The sequence below is a fragment of the Morganella sp. TYF_1 genome, from assembly GCF_043105645.1.
Taxonomy (GTDB): domain Bacteria; phylum Pseudomonadota; class Gammaproteobacteria; order Enterobacterales; family Enterobacteriaceae; genus Morganella; species Morganella morganii_B.
Map to the genome: position 1 here is coordinate 86,264 of NZ_JBICLU010000027.1, position 17,256 is coordinate 103,519.

15 protein-coding genes are annotated in these 17,256 nt (G+C 51.9%); 9 read left to right on the plus strand and 6 right to left on the minus strand.

The window, feature by feature from the left end; all coding sequences use genetic code 11:
• The first annotated feature begins 124 nt into the window (after nucleotides 1–124).
• From ACF8OF_RS19060 to ACF8OF_RS19070, 3 genes are read left to right on the plus strand one after another with little or no spacing between them, the layout of a single operon-like run.
• Nucleotides 125–1,867: an autotransporter assembly complex family protein gene (locus tag ACF8OF_RS19060; RefSeq protein ID WP_274371261.1), complete on the plus strand. Its 1,743-nt coding sequence runs from the start codon at nucleotides 125–127 to the stop codon at nucleotides 1,865–1,867.
• Complete coding sequence (locus ACF8OF_RS19065) at nucleotides 1,867–5,637, plus strand: translocation/assembly module TamB domain-containing protein (protein WP_392497395.1); 3,771 nt, start codon at nucleotides 1,867–1,869, stop codon at nucleotides 5,635–5,637. The genes ACF8OF_RS19060 and ACF8OF_RS19065 overlap by 1 nt, the downstream gene beginning before the upstream one ends.
• A 3-nt stretch (nucleotides 5,638–5,640) precedes the next feature.
• Nucleotides 5,641–6,003, plus strand: a complete 363-nt coding sequence (locus tag ACF8OF_RS19070; RefSeq protein ID WP_025154537.1) for a gamma-glutamylcyclotransferase — start codon at nucleotides 5,641–5,643, stop codon at nucleotides 6,001–6,003.
• Nucleotides 6,004–6,070: 67 nt separating this feature from the next.
• Here ACF8OF_RS19070 and ppa read toward each other — a convergent pair whose 3' ends face one another.
• Together ppa and fbp are read right to left on the minus strand one after the other, a co-directional pair.
• Entirely contained in the window at nucleotides 6,071–6,601 is a 531-nt protein-coding gene (gene ppa / locus ACF8OF_RS19075; RefSeq protein ID WP_025154536.1) for an inorganic diphosphatase, read from the minus strand.
• Nucleotides 6,602–6,696: 95 nt separating this feature from the next.
• Entirely contained in the window at nucleotides 6,697–7,710 is a 1,014-nt protein-coding gene (gene fbp, locus ACF8OF_RS19080) for a class 1 fructose-bisphosphatase (RefSeq protein WP_045138781.1), read from the minus strand.
• Nucleotides 7,711–7,877: 167 nt separating this feature from the next.
• Between fbp and mpl the strand changes: the two genes are divergently transcribed.
• Complete coding sequence (mpl, locus tag ACF8OF_RS19085; protein ID WP_392497396.1) at nucleotides 7,878–9,230, plus strand: UDP-N-acetylmuramate:L-alanyl-gamma-D-glutamyl-meso-diaminopimelate ligase; 1,353 nt, start codon at nucleotides 7,878–7,880, stop codon at nucleotides 9,228–9,230.
• A gap of 67 nt (nucleotides 9,231–9,297) precedes the next feature.
• Here mpl and argR read toward each other — a convergent pair whose 3' ends face one another.
• Nucleotides 9,298–9,768 carry a transcriptional regulator ArgR gene (argR, locus tag ACF8OF_RS19090; RefSeq protein ID WP_004234524.1) on the minus strand — a complete coding sequence of 157 codons (471 nt, stop codon included), beginning with the start codon at nucleotides 9,766–9,768 and terminating at the stop codon, nucleotides 9,298–9,300.
• Between the two features lie 448 nt (nucleotides 9,769–10,216).
• On the opposite strand from argR, the gene mdh reads away from it, so the two are divergent.
• Nucleotides 10,217–11,155 carry a malate dehydrogenase gene (mdh, locus tag ACF8OF_RS19095; protein WP_262861159.1) on the plus strand — a complete coding sequence of 313 codons (939 nt, stop codon included), beginning with the start codon at nucleotides 10,217–10,219 and terminating at the stop codon, nucleotides 11,153–11,155.
• 93 nt (nucleotides 11,156–11,248) lie between these two features.
• Here mdh and ACF8OF_RS19100 read toward each other — a convergent pair whose 3' ends face one another.
• Nucleotides 11,249–11,515 carry a helix-turn-helix transcriptional regulator gene (locus ACF8OF_RS19100; RefSeq protein WP_025154532.1) on the minus strand — a complete coding sequence of 89 codons (267 nt, stop codon included), beginning with the start codon at nucleotides 11,513–11,515 and terminating at the stop codon, nucleotides 11,249–11,251.
• A gap of 582 nt (nucleotides 11,516–12,097) precedes the next feature.
• On the opposite strand from ACF8OF_RS19100, the gene ACF8OF_RS19105 reads away from it, so the two are divergent.
• Nucleotides 12,098–12,484: a DNA-binding protein gene (locus tag ACF8OF_RS19105; protein WP_262859305.1), complete on the plus strand. Its 387-nt coding sequence runs from the start codon at nucleotides 12,098–12,100 to the stop codon at nucleotides 12,482–12,484.
• Between the two features lie 39 nt (nucleotides 12,485–12,523).
• Here ACF8OF_RS19105 and ispB read toward each other — a convergent pair whose 3' ends face one another.
• Nucleotides 12,524–13,495: an octaprenyl diphosphate synthase gene (ispB, locus tag ACF8OF_RS19110; RefSeq protein ID WP_025154530.1), complete on the minus strand. Its 972-nt coding sequence runs from the start codon at nucleotides 13,493–13,495 to the stop codon at nucleotides 12,524–12,526.
• Between the two features lie 262 nt (nucleotides 13,496–13,757).
• Here ispB and rplU point away from each other — a divergent pair, with 262 nt between their 5' ends.
• From rplU to cgtA, 3 genes are all read left to right on the plus strand, one after another.
• Complete coding sequence (gene rplU, locus ACF8OF_RS19115; protein WP_004241383.1) at nucleotides 13,758–14,066, plus strand: 50S ribosomal protein L21; 309 nt, start codon at nucleotides 13,758–13,760, stop codon at nucleotides 14,064–14,066.
• A 20-nt stretch (nucleotides 14,067–14,086) separates the two neighbouring features.
• Nucleotides 14,087–14,344, plus strand: coding sequence for a 50S ribosomal protein L27 (gene rpmA / locus ACF8OF_RS19120; protein WP_004241388.1), 258 nt, complete (start codon nucleotides 14,087–14,089; stop codon nucleotides 14,342–14,344).
• A gap of 128 nt (nucleotides 14,345–14,472) precedes the next feature.
• On the plus strand, nucleotides 14,473–15,639 hold the full coding sequence (gene cgtA / locus ACF8OF_RS19125; RefSeq protein ID WP_025154529.1) for an Obg family GTPase CgtA: 1,167 nt from the start codon (nucleotides 14,473–14,475) through the stop codon (nucleotides 15,637–15,639).
• Between the two features lie 72 nt (nucleotides 15,640–15,711).
• Here cgtA and dacB read toward each other — a convergent pair whose 3' ends face one another.
• Nucleotides 15,712–17,124 carry a serine-type D-Ala-D-Ala carboxypeptidase gene (dacB, locus tag ACF8OF_RS19130; protein ID WP_274371290.1) on the minus strand — a complete coding sequence of 471 codons (1,413 nt, stop codon included), beginning with the start codon at nucleotides 17,122–17,124 and terminating at the stop codon, nucleotides 15,712–15,714.
• Nucleotides 17,125–17,256 lie beyond the last annotated feature (132 nt).

Here is a 17,256-nt window from a genome sequence, read left to right on the forward strand (position 1 = left end):
GCTCCTGTTTAAGAATAATCGGTGCATTATCAGCAGATTTCAGGTTATTTATCTTATGTATCTATAGTAAACTTCAAATAATTTTCATTTATCTCAGTCAAATCTCAGAAATTCAGGAGTTGATGTGATCCGGTACCCTCTTGTTTGTGTTGTCGCTGTGTCTCTCACATCCCCTCTGGCCTATAGTGCAAATCTTCGCTTAAAAGTGGAAGGGCTCGACGGGCAACTTGAAAAAAATGCAAGAGTCCAGCTTTCCACTATCACGACCGATGAAGTCGTGGCTGACGGCCGTTTTCGTGCCCGGGTGGAAAAAGCCATCAAAGAAGGGCTTCGTCCGCTGGGGTATTATGAGCCGGTGATCACCTTTGATTATCAGGACAACGCACCGCCTGCGCGTCCGGTGTTGTATGCCCGTGTCGTCCCGGGGGAACCGGTTAAAATTGCCGGGGTGACCGTGGATATCGAAGGTGCGGCAAAAACGGATCCCGCATTCAAAAAATTCATTACTAAAAATACACCTGAAACCGGGACTGTCGTCAATCACGGCGAGTATGAAAGTTTTAAAAGCGGATTATCCGGGCTTGCCTTAAAACGCGGCTATTTTGATGCCGAGATGGAAAAAAGCCAGCTCGGTATTGCGCTTTCCCGTCATGCGGCTTACTGGGATTTTGTATTCAACAGCGGCAAACGATACCGTTTCGGTAAAGTGAATTACCAGGGCTCGCAAATCAGCGATGCCTATCTGGAAGGTTTGGTACCGTTTAAAGAGGGCGATTACTACACCTCGGAACAGCTGGCGGAATTTAACCGTCTGCTGGCGGAAACCGGCTGGTTTCAGTCCGCTATCGTCACCCCGGACATTGCAAAAGCGCGGGAGGATAACAGCGATTATCTGACTATGGACGCCTCATTTACGCCGCGTGCGCAAAACTTCGTTGAGCTGGGCGGCGGTTTTGCCACCGATGTGGGGCCGCGTGTTCAGGCGAAATGGAATAAGCCGTGGGTGAACTCAAGAGGCCACAGTCTGACCTCCAGTATCAGCCTGTCCGCCCCGGAACAGATCATTGATACCTCATACCGTATCCCGCTGAAGGTTAATCCGATTGAGCAGTACTACGCCGTCTCCGGCGGGTATAAGCGTACCGATCTGAACGATACCAAAGCCGATACCGCGACAGTCAGTGTTTCCCGTAACTGGGATTTATCCACCGGCTGGCAGTACGGTATCAATATGCGCTGGAGTCTCAGTCACTTTACCCAGGCGGATATCACCAACACCACTATGCTGCTCTATCCGGGGGTGAATGTCAGCCGTGTCCGTTCGCGGGGCGGGATGATGCCGTCGTGGGGGGACAGTCAGCGCTACTCAGTGGATGTTTCCAATGAAATGTGGGGCTCGGATGTGGATTTTTCCATTTTCCGTGCCCGTAACGTCTGGATACGAACACCGTGGGATGGGCACCGTTTTGTGATGCGCGGCAATCTCGGCTGGATTGAAACCAATAATTTCGACAAGGTCCCGCCGGATCTGCGTTTCTTCGCCGGTGGCGACGGCAGTATCCGGGGTTACCGTTACAACAAAATCTCACCGGAGGATGCTGACGGCAAACTGACCGGTGGCTCGCGGATGGTGGTCGGTTCGCTGGAATACCAGTACAACGTGACCGGCGACTGGTGGGGTGCGGTATTTGTGGACAGCGGTGAAGTGGTGAATGATATCAAGCGGAGTAATTTCAAAACCGGTGCCGGTGTCGGGGTACGCTGGGCATCACCGGTCGGGCCGATCAAATTTGACCTTGCGGCACCGGTCGGGGATGACCAGACGAAAAATATCCAGTTTTATATCGGATTGGGGGCAGAACTCTGATGAAATGGCTGAAGTATCTGAAATGGCCGGCAATCATTCTGCTGGTACTCATTCTGCTGATTGGCGGCACACTCGGTTGGGTCCTGGGCACACAGTCCGGCCTGCATTTTGCGCTGAATCTGGCGCCACGTGTGGTTTCCGGCCTGGCTATTGGTCAGGTTGAGGGGGATCTGCGTAATCTGACCCTGAAGCAGGTGAAATACACCATGCCGGGTATTGATGTCAGCGTGGATAAGGTGAACCTGGCGTTGCGCCTGAGCTGCCTGAAAGACATGACACTCTGCGTTGAAAACCTCAGCACGGATGGCACGCGGGTTGCTGTTGATACGGCAAAACTGCCGCCGTCAGAAGAAACCCCGCCGTCAGAGCCGCTGACGGAGCTGAATGCACCACTGACCATATTCCTGGATTCTCTCTCCGTGACCAATACACAGGTCACCGTGGACGATATGGCGGTAAATCTGGACACCTTCCGCACCGCCATGACCTGGCAGGGCGACCAGCTGACCCTGAAACCCACGGTGATTAATGCCCTTTCCGTTGTGCTGCCGAAAAGTGATCCGGCTGCGGCAGAAGAACCGGCACCGGCAACGGATGTACCGGAGAAGCCGTTAGGTGAAACCATCAGTGAGATTTTTGCTCAGCCGATGCTGGCAGAACTGCCGGAGGTTATTCTGCCGCTGAATATTTCAGTGGAAGGTATTTCCGGTGAGAACTGGCAGGTGAGCGGTGATACGCCGGTAACGCTCAATTCCCTGCACCTGGCGCTGTTTAACAAAGGTCAGGTGCTGACCCTCAGCGATCTGTCTGCGGATGCACCGCAGGGCAATATTGTGGTCAGCGGGGAAGTGGCGCTCAGTGAAAAATGGCCGGTGGCGTTGTCGGTGAAAGGTCATGTCCGTGATTTTGAGGAATTCAGCGGGCAGGATCTCGACCTTACCCTGAACGGCGGGCTGCTGGATGAGCTGAAACTGGTGCTGGCACTGAAAGGGCCGGTCAATGCCACGCTGGATGCACAGACCAACCTGACGCAGGCCGATCTGCCGCTGCTGCTGACCCTGGAGAGTCAGAAAGTCAGTTGGCCGCTGACCGGTGAGGCGGATTATCAGCTTGATGGCGTGAAACTGCGCCTTAACGGAAAAGTGAGCGGTTACGATCTCTCCCTGCGTTCGGATATCAAAGGAAAGGACATCCCGCCTGCGCTGCTGACCCTGGATGCGAAAGGGAATACTGAACAGCTCAATCTCACCCGGCTGCGCCTGAATGCGTTACAGGGCTTTGCGGAAGTGACCGGGGTGGCGGACTGGCAGAAAGCCATCAGCTGGCAGGCTGTCCTGACGCTCTCCGGCCTGAACACGGCGAAAGCCTATCCGGAGTGGCCGGCCAAAGTGGACGGCAAAATCAGTACCCGGGGCAGTTTGTACGGCGGTAACTGGGAGCTTGAAATCCCGGATATCACCCTTGACGGTAAAGTGAAGACCTATCCGCTGAAAGCGCGCGGTAATGTGAAAGGTAACGCGGGCGGTCAGTGGACGATCCCGGATCTGAAACTGGCGCTGGGCAACAATAAACTGGACGTGCGGGGCGAGCTGGCGGATAACTGGAAGCTGGATGCGGATATCAATGCACCGGCGCTCGGCGGCCTGGTTCCGGGGCTGGCGGGAACCATCAAAGGGAAGCTCAATGTTCGCGGTAATATGGAAAAACCACAGATCCTCGCCGATCTGGCCGTCAGCAACCTGAAATGGCAGAACGATCTGTCGGTGGCGAATGCGAAAATCAAAGGGGATATCACCTCCGCAGAGCAGATCAAAGGTCAGCTGGATGTGACCGTGAATCAGCTGAAACAGGCTGATCTGGTGATCAGCAATCTGACCCTGAATGCCAAAGGCACCGAAGCACAGCACCAGCTGAAACTGACCATGAAAGGCGAGCCGGTCTCGGCACAGCTGATGCTGAACGGCGGGTTTGACCGCAAAACCGAAACCTGGAAAGGGACGCTGAATAATACCCGCTTTGACACACCGGTGGGTGAGTGGTCACTCAGCAAGGCAATGGCGCTGACCTATCTGAATGAAAAACAGGAAGTGACCATCGGCACCCATTGCTGGGTGAATCCGGATGCCCGAATCTGTGTACCGAAACCGATCACTGCCGGGGCTTCCGGTAATGCATCGGTTGCCCTTGAACGTTTTGATCTGGCGATGATTAAACCGTTCCTCGGCCAGGATACCCAGCTGGACGGTGTATTCAGCGGTAATGCCAATGTCCGCTGGTTTGCGGACGGTTCACAGCCGGTGGTGGATGCATCTCTGAAAGGCAACGGCGTGAAAGTGGTGCAGAATCTCGACGGCACAAATCTGCCGGTCGCATTTGACACCCTGACCATGACCGCCGCCATGAAGAACGGCAAACTCAATCTTCAGTGGCTGATTGCTATCGCCGGTAACGGGAAGATTAACGGTAGTGTCCAGATTTCTGATCTGGAGAAACGCCGCCAGCTGAGCGGGAATGTCGGCATCGATAATATCTCGCTGGATCTGCTGAAACCGCTGCTGGGCAAAGGCGATAAAGCCACCGGACGGCTGAATGCAGGCCTGCGTCTGGGCGGTAATGCCGCGTCGCCGCTGCTGTTTGGTCAGCTGGGATTATCGGATCTCGCGGTCAGCGGTCGTCTGCTGCCGTTTGATATCACGACCGGCGGGCTGACGGTTAATTTCGATGGCGCCCGTTCTGATCTGAGCGGAAACATCAAAACGCCGGAAGGGTATCTCAACCTCAGCGGTAACGCGGACTGGCGCAGAATGGATGCCTGGAGTGCGAAGATTTTCGCGCAGGGTGACAGACTGCGCGTTTCCCTGCCGCCGATGATCCGGATTGATGTCAGCCCGGATCTGGTCTTTGAGGCGACACCGTCGATGCTGAAACTGGACGGGACGGTGAATATTCCGTGGGCGCGGATTACCGTGCATGAAGTCCCGGATTCCGCTGTCAGCGCCACATCCGACGAAGTGATGCTGGATGACAACTTACAGCCAATCCGTGAGAAACAGACCAGCATTCCGATCCTGAGTAATCTGCGGATCCATATCGGTGATGATGTTCTGCTGGATGCCTTCGGCCTGAAAGCAAGACTGACCGGGGATCTGAAAGTCGCTCAGGATAAACAGGGACTGGGACTTAACGGACAGGTGGATATTCCGCAAGGGCGCTTCCATGCTTACGGGCAGGATCTGCTGGTGCGCAAAGGTCAGATCCTGTTCTCCGGTCCGGCTGACCAGCCGTTCCTTAATCTGGAAGCGATCCGTAACCCGGATAACACCGCCAACGGTGTGATTGCGGGTGTCCGCGTGACCGGGCTTGCTGACAGACCGAAAGTGGAAATATTTTCAGATCCGGCCATGTCCCAGGAAAATGCGCTCTCTTACCTGTTGCGTGGTGAGGGGCTGGATTCCGGTGATGCAGACAGTTCGCAGATGACATCCATGCTTATCAGTCTCGGGGTGGCACAAAGCGGGCAGTTAGTCGGAAAAATTGGTGAAACATTCGGTATTTCGGATCTGGCACTGGATACCCAGGGCGTGGGCGATAAGTCGCAGGTTGTGGTCAGCGGTAAGATAACCAATGATCTGCAGGTAAAATATGGTGTCGGTATATTTGACTCTTTAGCAACCTTAACGTTACGCTATAGGTTAATGCCCAGGTTATATCTGGAAGCGGTGTCTGGTCTTAACCAGGCGATCGATCTGCTTTATCAGTTTGAGTTTTAATATATGCGAGTGATCGTTTATGGCAGTTTGCGGCAGAAACAGGGCAACCATCATTGGATGACCTATGCCGCCCTGCTGGGAGAATATACGCTTGAAGGCTATGACCTGTATGATTTGGGACACTATCCTGCGGTGGTACCGGGAACCGGTTCGATCGAATGTGAAGTGTACCGGATCTCCTCGTCGATCCTGACTGAGCTGGATGAATTAAAAAAAGATGGTCAGGATTACCGGCGTGAACTGGTTTCAACGCCTTACGGCAGTGCCTGGATTTACTTATATCAGCGTCCGGTGGACGGACTGGTGAAGATAAACAGCGGTGACTGGCTGAAACGGCACGAGGCAGAAGACCCGGAAAGCGAATGATTTCCCTGTGAATAAAAAAACCGCTGTGAAAACAGCGGTTTTTTTTGTCTCTGAAACGGACTGCGGATTATTTTTTCGCGGCGCGTTCGAAAGAAGCAATGATTTCAGCTTTAGCGGCGGCGGCATCTTCCCAGCCGTCAACTTTCACCCATTTGCCTTTTTCGAGATCTTTGTAGTGCTCGAAGAAGTGGGTGATCTGTGCTTTTAGCAGCTCAGGCAGATCGTTCACATCGTTGATGTGATCGTATTCTTTGCTCAGTTTGGTGTGCGGAACCGCAACCAGTTTGGCATCTTCACCGGATTCGTCGGTCATTTTCAGCACGCCGACAGGACGGCAGCGGATCACTGAACCCGGCTGTAACGGATACGGCGTCGGGACCAGCACGTCTACCGGGTCACCATCCAGAGATAAGGTGTGGTTGATGTAACCGTAGTTGCACGGGTAGAACATGGCGGTTGACATGAAACGGTCAACAAACAGTGCGCCGGATTCTTTATCAACTTCGTATTTAATCGGATCTGCGTTGGCAGGGATTTCGATAACGACATAGATATCTTCTGGCAGCTCTTTACCTGCCGGAACATTATTCAGGCTCATGAACGGATTCCTTAATCTTCAGAACAAATAGCGTGGCGGATATTATAACGAAAAAAAGGCGGTGGTATACCGCCTTTTCCTTCTCTTACTGTTGGTTACTTCCCGTTTTCGTCCGGGAATTCCGCCATAAAGCTTTCTGCTTTCTCGACCATGGTGCGGGTGCCGACAAAGTACGGCGAACGCTGGTGGAGTTTTTCCGGAATGATATCGAGGATACGGTTTTTACCGTCACTCGCTTTACCGCCTGCCTGTTCCGCGAGGAATGACATCGGATTGCACTCGTACAGCAGGCGCAGTTTGCCGTTCGGATGGCTTGCGGTGCTCGGGTAGATGTAGATCCCGCCCTTGAGCAGGTTACGGTGGAAATCCGCTACCAGAGAGCCGATATAACGGGTGGTGTACGGGCGATCTGTCGCAGGATCTTCTTCCTGACAGTATTTGATGTATTTTTTCACGCCGACAGGGAAACGGATGTAGTTCCCTTCGTTGATGGAATACATTTTGCCGTTTTCCGGGAATTTCATATCGGCCTGACACAGGCAGAACACACCCAGAGACGGGTCATAGGTGAAGGCGTGAACACCGTTGCCGGTGGTGTAAACCAGCATGGTGGAAGAGCCGTACACCACATAACCGGCAGCGACCTGGCGGTTACCCGGCTGGAGGAAGTCAGCTTCGGTGACCGGCTGGCCCAGCGGGGTGATACGGTGATAAATAGAGAAGATAGTACCGACTGACACATTCACATCAATGTTGGATGAGCCGTCGAGCGGATCCATCAGAACCACATATTTGGCGTTTTCCGCACGGCCGCCCTCAAAAACAACAATGTCGTCTTCTTCTTCGGAGGCAATACCGGCAACTTCACCACGGGCTTTCAGCGCGGCTTTCAGTTTCTCGTTGGCATAGAGATCCAGTTTCATCTGGACTTCGCCCTGCACGTTAGAGATACCATTAGTACCAAGGATATCAACCAGCCCGGCTTTGTTAATATCACGGTGAATAATCTTAGCGCCTAACTTAATCGCGGAGAGGAGTGCAGTCAGTTCTCCGGTGGCGTGAGAAAAGTCCTGCTGTTTTTCGACGATAAATTCGCCTAATGTTTTCATGACGTACGTCCTGAAGTGGGTGAAATAAAAGTATTACGAAAGCGGTTGCCCGTAAACGCGGGTGCAAGTTTAGCCAAAGAAAATCATAATTGATAGGCTAATCCGTTTCAGTTCTTTTGAGAGATGGTTAGAATAGTGACCAACGTCATGCTATTGGATAAAAAATAATGCATATTCATATTCTCGGTATCTGCGGTACCTTCATGGGCAGCCTGGCTATCCTGGCCCGCGCACAGGGGCACAAAGTGACCGGTTCGGATCAGAATGTCTACCCGCCGATGAGTGATTTACTGACAGAGCAGGGGATCGAACTGATTCAGGGGTACGACCCGGCTCAGCTGACGCCGCGCCCGGATATGGTGGTGATCGGCAATGCCATGAAACGCGGAAACCCGTGTGTTGAGGCGGTGCTGAACCAGGGGATCCCTTACACCTCCGGTCCGCAGTGGCTGCATGACCATGTATTACCGGAGCGCTGGGTGCTGGCGGTTGCCGGGACTCACGGCAAAACCACCACCGCCGGTATGCTGGCGTGGATTCTGGAAGACTGCGGCTATCAGCCGGGCTTTCTGATCGGCGGTGTCCCGGGGAACTTTGATGTTTCCGCCACGTTGGGTAACAGCCCGTTCTTTGTTATCGAAGCGGATGAATATGATTGTGCATTCTTTGATAAACGCTCAAAATTCGTGCATTACAGCCCGCGTACGCTGCTGCTTAACAACCTCGAGTTTGATCACGCGGATATCTTTGAAAACCTCGCCGCAATTGAAAAACAGTTCCATCATCTGGTGCGCGTGGTACCGGGTGACGGCAAAATTATCGCCCCGGCGCAGGATGCTAATCTGAAACAGGTGCTCAGTATGGGCTGCTGGAGTGAGGAAGAGTACACCGGCGACAACGCCCGCTGGCAGGCAGAGAAAGTCACCAATGACTGCGCTGAGTTTGATGTGCGCTATGACGGTGAAATCAGCGGTCGTGTGACCTGGGGACTGGTGGGTGAGCATAATATGCAGAACGCCCTGATGGCGGTGGCTGCCGCACATCACGTTGGTGTACCGGTGGCGGAAGCCTGCTGTGCGCTGGGCAAATTTATCAACGCCCGCCGCCGCCTTGAGCTGCGCGGTGAGGTGAACGGTATCAGTGTTTATGATGACTTTGCGCATCACCCGACCGCGATTCTGGCCACATTACAGGCGCTGCGCAGTAAAGTCGGCGGTACGGCCCGCATCCTCGTGGTTCTGGAGCCGCGTTCGAACACCATGAAAATGGGGATCAGCAAAGATGATATCGCGCCTGCGCTGGGGCGTGCGGATGAAGTCTTTATCTTCCAGCCGGCGAATATTCCGTGGCTGGTCAGTGATATTACCGAGCGCTGTGTACAACCGGCATACTGGACCGGTGACCAGGATACATTGGTCAATATGGTGGCTGAACATGCACAGCCGGGGGATCATATCCTGGTAATGAGCAACGGCAGCTTCGGCGGTATCCACGATAAGTTGCTGGAAAAGCTGAAGTAATCTGAGAAGACATAAAAAACCGCGTGGTGCATCAGTGCCACGCGGTTTTTTTATGATTGACGGCGGATTACAGTTCCTGTTCGAACAGGGCGAGAATCGCCTCGTAAAGCTGTTCTGTGGTGAAATCTTTGGCCGGTGTCGAGAAAATAGTGTCATCTCCGGCGATACTGCCGAGAATGCCCTCGGATTTACCGATGGAGTCCAGCAGACGGGCAATCAGCTGCGCTGCGCCCGGACTGGTACGGATAACCACCACCGAGTCATTGTAATCAATATCCAGCACCAGGTTTTTTAACGGGCTGGTGGCTGTCGGAACGCCCAGTTCCGCAGGCAGACAGTAAACCATTTCCATTTTCGCGTTACGGGTGCGGACAGCACCGAACTTGGTCAGCATCCTGGAAATCTTGGACTGGTTAATATTCTCAAAGCCCTCTTCCTGCAGGGCAGTGACGATCTCCCCCTGAGAGCTGAATTTCTCTTCTTTCAACAGCGCCTTAAACGCCTTGATCAGATCTTCCTGTTTAGAAGGTGCGCGCATAGTCTTTCCTGCAAATTTGGATACGAACTTTATTATTATGCGGAAAAATGCATTTTTATGCAAATTAAACCCTGTGGTCTGACCGGGGGAAACCGCATTAATGGTCAAAACGGGTGATCAGCTCACGTAATTGACATTGCTTATGGCTCTGACCGGGTTATCACCGGAGGTAAATATATTGTTAATTAAATGAGGTTGTTATCAGTTACGCATCGGTATATTAACGCACATGACTATAAGTGCGCTTAAAGTAAAATAATTGTCAAAATAGTGTTCCTTATCTCATTAACAGATAAGCGATTTGTTTAGAATGGATAACAATAGACAAACAGATTTAAATGCGTGAATATGCAATCAGTCTGTTAAAATATTGTATTCACAGCCCTCATGCACGGATTCGCGCCCGATGCGCAATCGTGCTAACCGTCCCAAGTTAAGGAGTCTCAGGATGAAAGTTGCAGTTCTCGGAGCAGCAGGTGGTATTGGTCAGGCTCTCGCCCTTCTTCTTAAAACCCAGCTTCCTTCAGGTTCAGATCTTACTTTATATGATATCGCACCGGTCACACCGGGTGTGGCAAAAGATCTCAGCCATATTCCGACTGATGTCCGGATCACCGGATTCGCGGGAGAGGATCCTACCCCTGCATTAGAAGGTGCGGATATTGTCCTGATTTCTGCCGGTGTGGCCCGTAAACCCGGCATGGATCGTTCTGATCTGTTTAATGTGAATGCGGGGATCGTCCGTAATCTGGTGGAAAAAATTGCCAAAACCTGCCCGAAAGCATTAATCGGTATTATCACCAACCCGGTGAACACCACGGTGGCGATCGCGGCAGAAGTGCTGAAAAAAGCCGGTGTGTATGACAAAAATCGCCTGTTCGGCGTGACCACGCTGGACATTATCCGTTCCAACACCTTTGTGGCGGAACTGAAAGGGAAAAAACCACAGGAACTGGAAGTGCCGGTCATTGGTGGTCACTCCGGTGTGACCATTCTGCCGCTGTTGTCTCAGATCCCGGGTGTCAGCTTCAGTGATGCGGAAATTGACAGCCTGACCAAACGTATTCAGAACGCCGGTACGGAAGTGGTGGAAGCCAAAGCCGGCGGCGGGTCCGCTACGCTCTCTATGGGCCAGGCCGCTGCGCGTTTCGGCCTGTCACTGGTTCGCGCCATGCAGGGCGGGAGCAATGTGGTGGAATGCACTTATACCGAAGGTGACGGCAAATACGCCCGTTTCTTTGCTCAGCCGGTGCTGCTGGGCAAGAACGGTGTTGAGAAGCGTCTGGACATCGGTTCACTCAGTGCATACGAAGAGAAAGCGCTGAACGGCATGCTGGATGTGCTGAAAGCCGATATTGCTCTTGGTGAGAAATTTATTAACAGCTGAATTATTAATTAGTTGTATTTATTTTTTCGGCCCGTAAATAAAACCGCTAATCATTATTAGCGGTTTTATTATTTTTATGATTATATATTGAAATTACTTAGTTACCTTCATTCTTCTTTTCCTATCTAATAATTCACCTGTGATAGAATCAAAATAACGACTGGGCCAAATCTCTGACGGATGAATGGCGAGAAAGTCTGCGATGAGCCATTCACCTTTCGGCCACGGGCGGACAATCGCGTTGGCGAGTGTTGAGGAGCTGAGTCCCGAATTGCGCGACAAGGCAGCCATACTTGTCCCCCGTTTTTTCAGCGAAGCAATAATATCAGCAGGGTGCCAGTCAGATTTACCGGAATCCATATATTGCGTCCTTTTTATTTCAGATTAATGTTGTGTTAGTGGTATAAATAACGAGTTGTCGTTACATTAAAGATGAATTCAATTCGTTATTAAGAAAATAAAATACCATTATTTTTCTAAATATTTTCTTAAATTTTTTCTTAAAAATATCTTTTTTGAACTCTGTTACAGAATTAAGAAACCAAATGAACATTTGGCGGCAACACAAAGGAATGAATCAAGTAAGCACAATTACTTACTCAACATAAGGAGTTTGTTGATGAAACAAAAGTGGTTTTTACCTGTTATCAGGCGTGATACGTCAACAGCAGCACTGAGCCGGATCTCATTTTCTGCCCGACGGTCATGTTGTCAGTACTTACCGTCGTTGTAATAAAATATGCCGATTATTCACAAAAAGATGATGTTTTATCCTTGTGTTTGTCAAATGAACTCGTAAAAATCGGCATCAATCCGGAAGCTGTTAAATAAATTCAGTGTAGCTAAAGCAGTTGTCATTTTTAGGAAAGTGCCCGGTAAATTCACGCAGTTTAAGCACGGAAATTGCCGATTTTTTGCTGAAAATGGGTTGCAGGAGAAAAGATGAAAAAAGAATGGTATTCCGCGAAGGAATTGGTTGGTTTGGCGGGCTTGCCATCATCTCCTCAAGGTGTCAACCTGATGGCGAGACGGGAAGGCTGGCATCAGCGGCGCAAGCGCGGCGTGCAGGGAAAAGCAGTCGAATACAGTGTCGATAGTTTGCCGGATGAAGTTCAGGCGATCCTGCATGCATGTGACAACAGCGCCAGCTATCAGGCGAAACGGCAGGATGCGTTTCTGATCTGGGTGGAAGCCTATTATCAGCTGACCAGAGAGGAACGGGAAAAAATTGTTACGTTCATTCTGCGGGAAGGGTTGGCCAAACTCATCCAGCATCTTGATGCACAGGAACTTCCGGGCAGCCGGGAGCGGGACGAAAAACCGGAATAAAAAACGGGATCCTCGCGGATCCCGTTTTTTTCGCTGTGATCAGGCGGAGCGGCGGACGGCGATATGAGCCAGACCAGCCAGCGCGTCTTTGTACTGTGAATCCGGCAGTACGGACAGGGCTGCGATAGCTTTGTCGGCTTCCTCTTCGGCACGGTTATACGTGTAAGTCAGGGAGCCGCAGCGCTTCATGGCTGCCAGAACCTGTTCCAGCAGATGACGCCCGTTACCCTGTTCAATGGCCTGACGGATCAGTGCGGATTCTTCTGCATTGCCGTTGTGCATGGCGTGGAGCAGCGGCAGTGTCGGTTTGCCTTCGTCGAGATCATCCCCGGTATTTTTACCGAGTGTCGCGTTATCCGCATCATAATCGAGAACATCATCGATCAGCTGAAACGCGGTGCCGAGATAGCGGCCGTAATCCTGCAATGCTTTTTCCTGTTCCGGTGTGGCACCGGCCAGGATCGCGGCAGATTGTGAGGCGGCCTCAAACAGACGGGCGGTTTTGCTGTAAATAACCTGCATGTAATCCGCTTCGCTGATATCCGGATCGTTGCAGTTCATCAGCTGCAGCACTTCCCCTTCCGCGATCACGTTTGTCGCCTCTGACATCAGTTTCAGCACACGCATGGAATCCAGATCCGTCATCATCTGAAAGGATCGTGTGTAGATAAAATCCCCGACCAGTACACTGGCGGCGTTGCCGAACACCTCATTGGCCGTCTGTTTGCCGCGGCGCATATCAGATTCATCCACCACATCGTCGTGCAGCAGGGTGGCGGTATGAATAAATTCGATCAGGGCTGCCACCTGAATATGTTTGTCGCCGTCATAGCCCAGAGCCCGTCCGGTCAGCACAGCGATCATCGGGCGGATCCGTTTCCCGCCGCCGCTGATAATGTAGTAACCCAGCTGGTTGATAAGTGATACGTCTGAGGTCAGCTGTTTTTGAATCTTTTGATTGACAGCGGCCATATCATCCGCCGTCAGCGCGATTATTTGTTCTGAGTTCATATGACTTGCTTTAACCTTGTTTTTGACATCCCGATCAAAGGTAATGGTTTATGATAGCAGCGTTTTTTTATATTTTATGATTGTACTGTAAAAAAGCTGCAAATAAACGGGTATCTGTAAAGTGACGTTTTTTTACCATTAGATCGTTTTCAGCACTTGTCATTTGCGGCATTTTTGCGTAAAATCCGCGCCCTATTGTGAATAATTTTATAGTGCACTCTGAGAATCAAATTTTATGGGGTGTGCGGAAAGCGGAGTTAATATGTACGCGGTTTTCCAAAGTGGTGGTAAACAACACCGGGTCAGCGAAGGTCAAATCGTTCGCTTGGAAAAGCTGGACATCGCAACAGGTGAAACTGTTGAGTTTGACCAGGTCCTGATGGTTGCAAATGGTGAAGACATCAAGATCGGCGCTCCAGTCGTTGAAGGTGTTAAAATTAAAGCTGAAGTGGTTACACACGGTCGCGGCGATAAAATTAAAATCGTTAAGTTCCGTCGTCGTAAACACAGCCGGAAACAGCAGGGCCACCGTCAGTGGTTCACTGATGTTAAAATTACCGGTATCGCTTAAGTTAATAGGAGAGCAGATCAATGGCACACAAAAAGGCTGGCGGCTCGACTCGAAACGGTCGCGATTCTGAAGCAAAACGTCTGGGTGTAAAACGTTTCGGTGGTGAAGCTGTATTAGCAGGCAGCATCATCGTTCGTCAGCGTGGTACTAAATTCCACGCAGGCAGCAACGTAGGTTGCGGTCGCGACCACACTCTGTTCGCGTTAGCTGACGGAAAAGTAAAATTCGAAGTTAAAGGCCCGAAAAACCGTAAGTTCATCAGCATCGAAGCTGAATAAGTTTTTCACGTCTTAACCGAGTCCGAAAGCCCTGCAAACCTTTTGCAGGGCTTTTTATATGCGTAAAACGTCATCCCGGGTCATACTGAACCGGTAGTCCGGACACGGCAACGTTACGGAGAAAAGTAATGAAATTTGTAGATGAAGCTAAAATCCTGGTTGTGGCAGGAGATGGCGGCAACGGATGCGTGAGCTTCCGTCGCGAAAAATATATTCCGAAAGGCGGACCAGACGGCGGAGACGGCGGTGATGGCGGTGATGTATACCTTCAGGCCGATGAAAACCTCAATACCCTGATTGATTACCGTTTTGAAAAATCCTTCCGTGCTGAGCGGGGTCAAAACGGCCAGAGTCGTGACTGTACCGGTAAACGGGGCAACGATATCACGATTAACGTGCCTGTAGGCACCCGTGTGCGCGATATGACCACCAATGAGATACTGGCGGACATGTTGCAGCACGGACAGCGTCACATGGTTGCCAAGGGCGGATTTCACGGCCTGGGTAACGCACGCTTTAAATCCTCTGTTAACCGCGCACCGCGTCAGCGCACTATGGGTACCCCGGGTGAAACCCGCGAACTCATGATGGAACTGATGCTGCTGGCTGACGTCGGGATGCTGGGAATGCCGAATGCCGGTAAATCCACCTTTATCCGTTCTGTCTCTGCGGCAAAACCAAAAGTGGCGGATTATCCGTTTACCACACTGGTGCCGAGCCTGGGTGTGGTGCGGATGGATAACTCACAGAGCTTCGTGGTCGCGGATATCCCGGGACTGATCGAAGGCGCATCTGATGGTGCCGGTCTGGGGATCCGTTTCCTGAAACACCTGGAACGGTGCCGCGTGCTGCTGCACCTGATCGACATCTGCCCGGTGGATGAAAGTGATCCGGTGGAAAATGCGAAGATCATTGTCGGTGAACTGGAAAAATACAGTGAGAAGCTGGCTGAGAAGCCGCGCTGGCTGGTCTTCAACAAAGTCGATCTGATTGATCCGGAAGAAGCGAAAACCCGCGCTCAGGCGATCGCCGATGCCCTCGGCTGGGAAGAAAAATTCTATATGATCTCTGCGGTCAATCACGAAGGCGTGAAAGCACTGTGCTGGGATCTGATGGAATTCCTCAATACCCATGCCCGCGAAGCGGTTGCTGAAGTCCCGGCTGCGGATGCGAAAGTGGACTTTATGTGGGACGATTACCACAAAGAGCAGCTTGATCAGGCAGAAGATGATGACTGGGACGACGACTGGGATGAAGACGACGAAGAAGGTGTCGAGTTCATCTGGAAGAAGTAATCGTCAGAATCCTGAGCAAAGAAAAACCCGGTGAATACGCCGGGTTTTTTATTGTCGTTAGTTTTCAGCAACTCAGTAATTCCGGTATAAATCCTTATACAAATGCCCTTCAAAGCGAACCAGCGGCACACGGCGGCTGCGCTGCTGGGCAGGCGGGACGGCATAAGCGGAAATAAACTGCACGAACGCAATACGCTGTCCGCTGGCGGTGGTGAGGAAGCCGGCCAGATTATAGACGCCCTGCAATGAACCGGTTTTGGCGGAGAGCTTGCCGTTAACGCCCGCTTCTGTCAGACCACCACGGTATTGCAGTGTGCCGTCATAACCGGAGAGCGGTAGCATTTTGATAAATTGCAGCTGATCATCATGTTTGGCAATAAACTGCAGCACTTCCATCATGGTCGCCGGGGTGATCAGGTTGTGACGGGATAATCCGGAGCCATCCACCATCACGGTATTACCCATATCAATACCGGCTTTCTCTTTCAGTACCTGACGGACGGCCTGCTGGCCGGAACGCCAGGTGCCCGGCACACCATAATAGCTGCGCCCGATGGTGCGGAAAACTTCGTCGGCAATCATATTGTCGGATTTTTTCAGCATTTTGGTCAGCAGGGCATGCAGCGGGGCGGATTGGGTCTGTATCAGCACGGTACCCGGTTGTTCCGGGTGGGTCTGGCGGCGGACAGTGCCGCTCAGGGTGATCCCGGCGTGGATCAGTTCATTTTTGACGATCGCCCCGGCGTAGCTTGCGCCGTTCTGGACACCGAATGCCAGCGGCAGCGGCTCGCTGCGCTGATTCATACAGCCGGTGATGGTATAGCGGTTCAGTTCACCCGGCACCACATCCAGCTCACAGAAACGGCCTTCGGCAGAGCCGCGCTCCAGGGTTTTGACTTCACTGAACATCGTGACCGGATAATAATCCGCCGTGCGGATATAGGCGGTATCACCGGGTTTATCACCGGGGTGCAGTGTTACTGAAAAGCAGTTGCGGTCGATGATCGCGGCACCCGGCGGGGCGCTGAAGCACTGGGTTAAATCATTCCATACCCAGCCCGGTGCTTTATCATGACTGGCAAAGGCAGAGATATCGATCACCAGGTCACCGTCAATGGCCTGTACCCCGGCTTTGCGCAGCTCATTGACCATATTGCGGATCTGCTGACGGGTAAGGGTCGGATCACCGGTAAAACGGGTGATTAAATCCCCTTTCAGGGTGGTGCCCTCAACATGCCCTTTGGTTTCCAGACTGGTGGTAAAGCGGAAATCCGGCCCCAGCTGCAACAATGCGGCAAGCGCCGTCACCACTTTCTGGGTACTGGCGGGCAGTGCCATCTGCTGCCCCTGATATTCCACGATTGGCTGAGAATCACCCACCCTTTGTGCAATCATTGCCAGGTTTGTACCGGCAGGCAGATATTGGGTATATTGTTCGACCGGGGTGGCTGCCGCACCGGCGGCCAGTAATACTGACAATCCCATTGCATACGTGAGCCGGGTAAAAACATTCATTGAGCGACCTATCCATCACAATACGGGGTGAGAGCCCGTTATACTAAAGCCACGGACCGGTAAAAGTAAACGATGACCCGCATTGCGCTCCGGGATAGAATA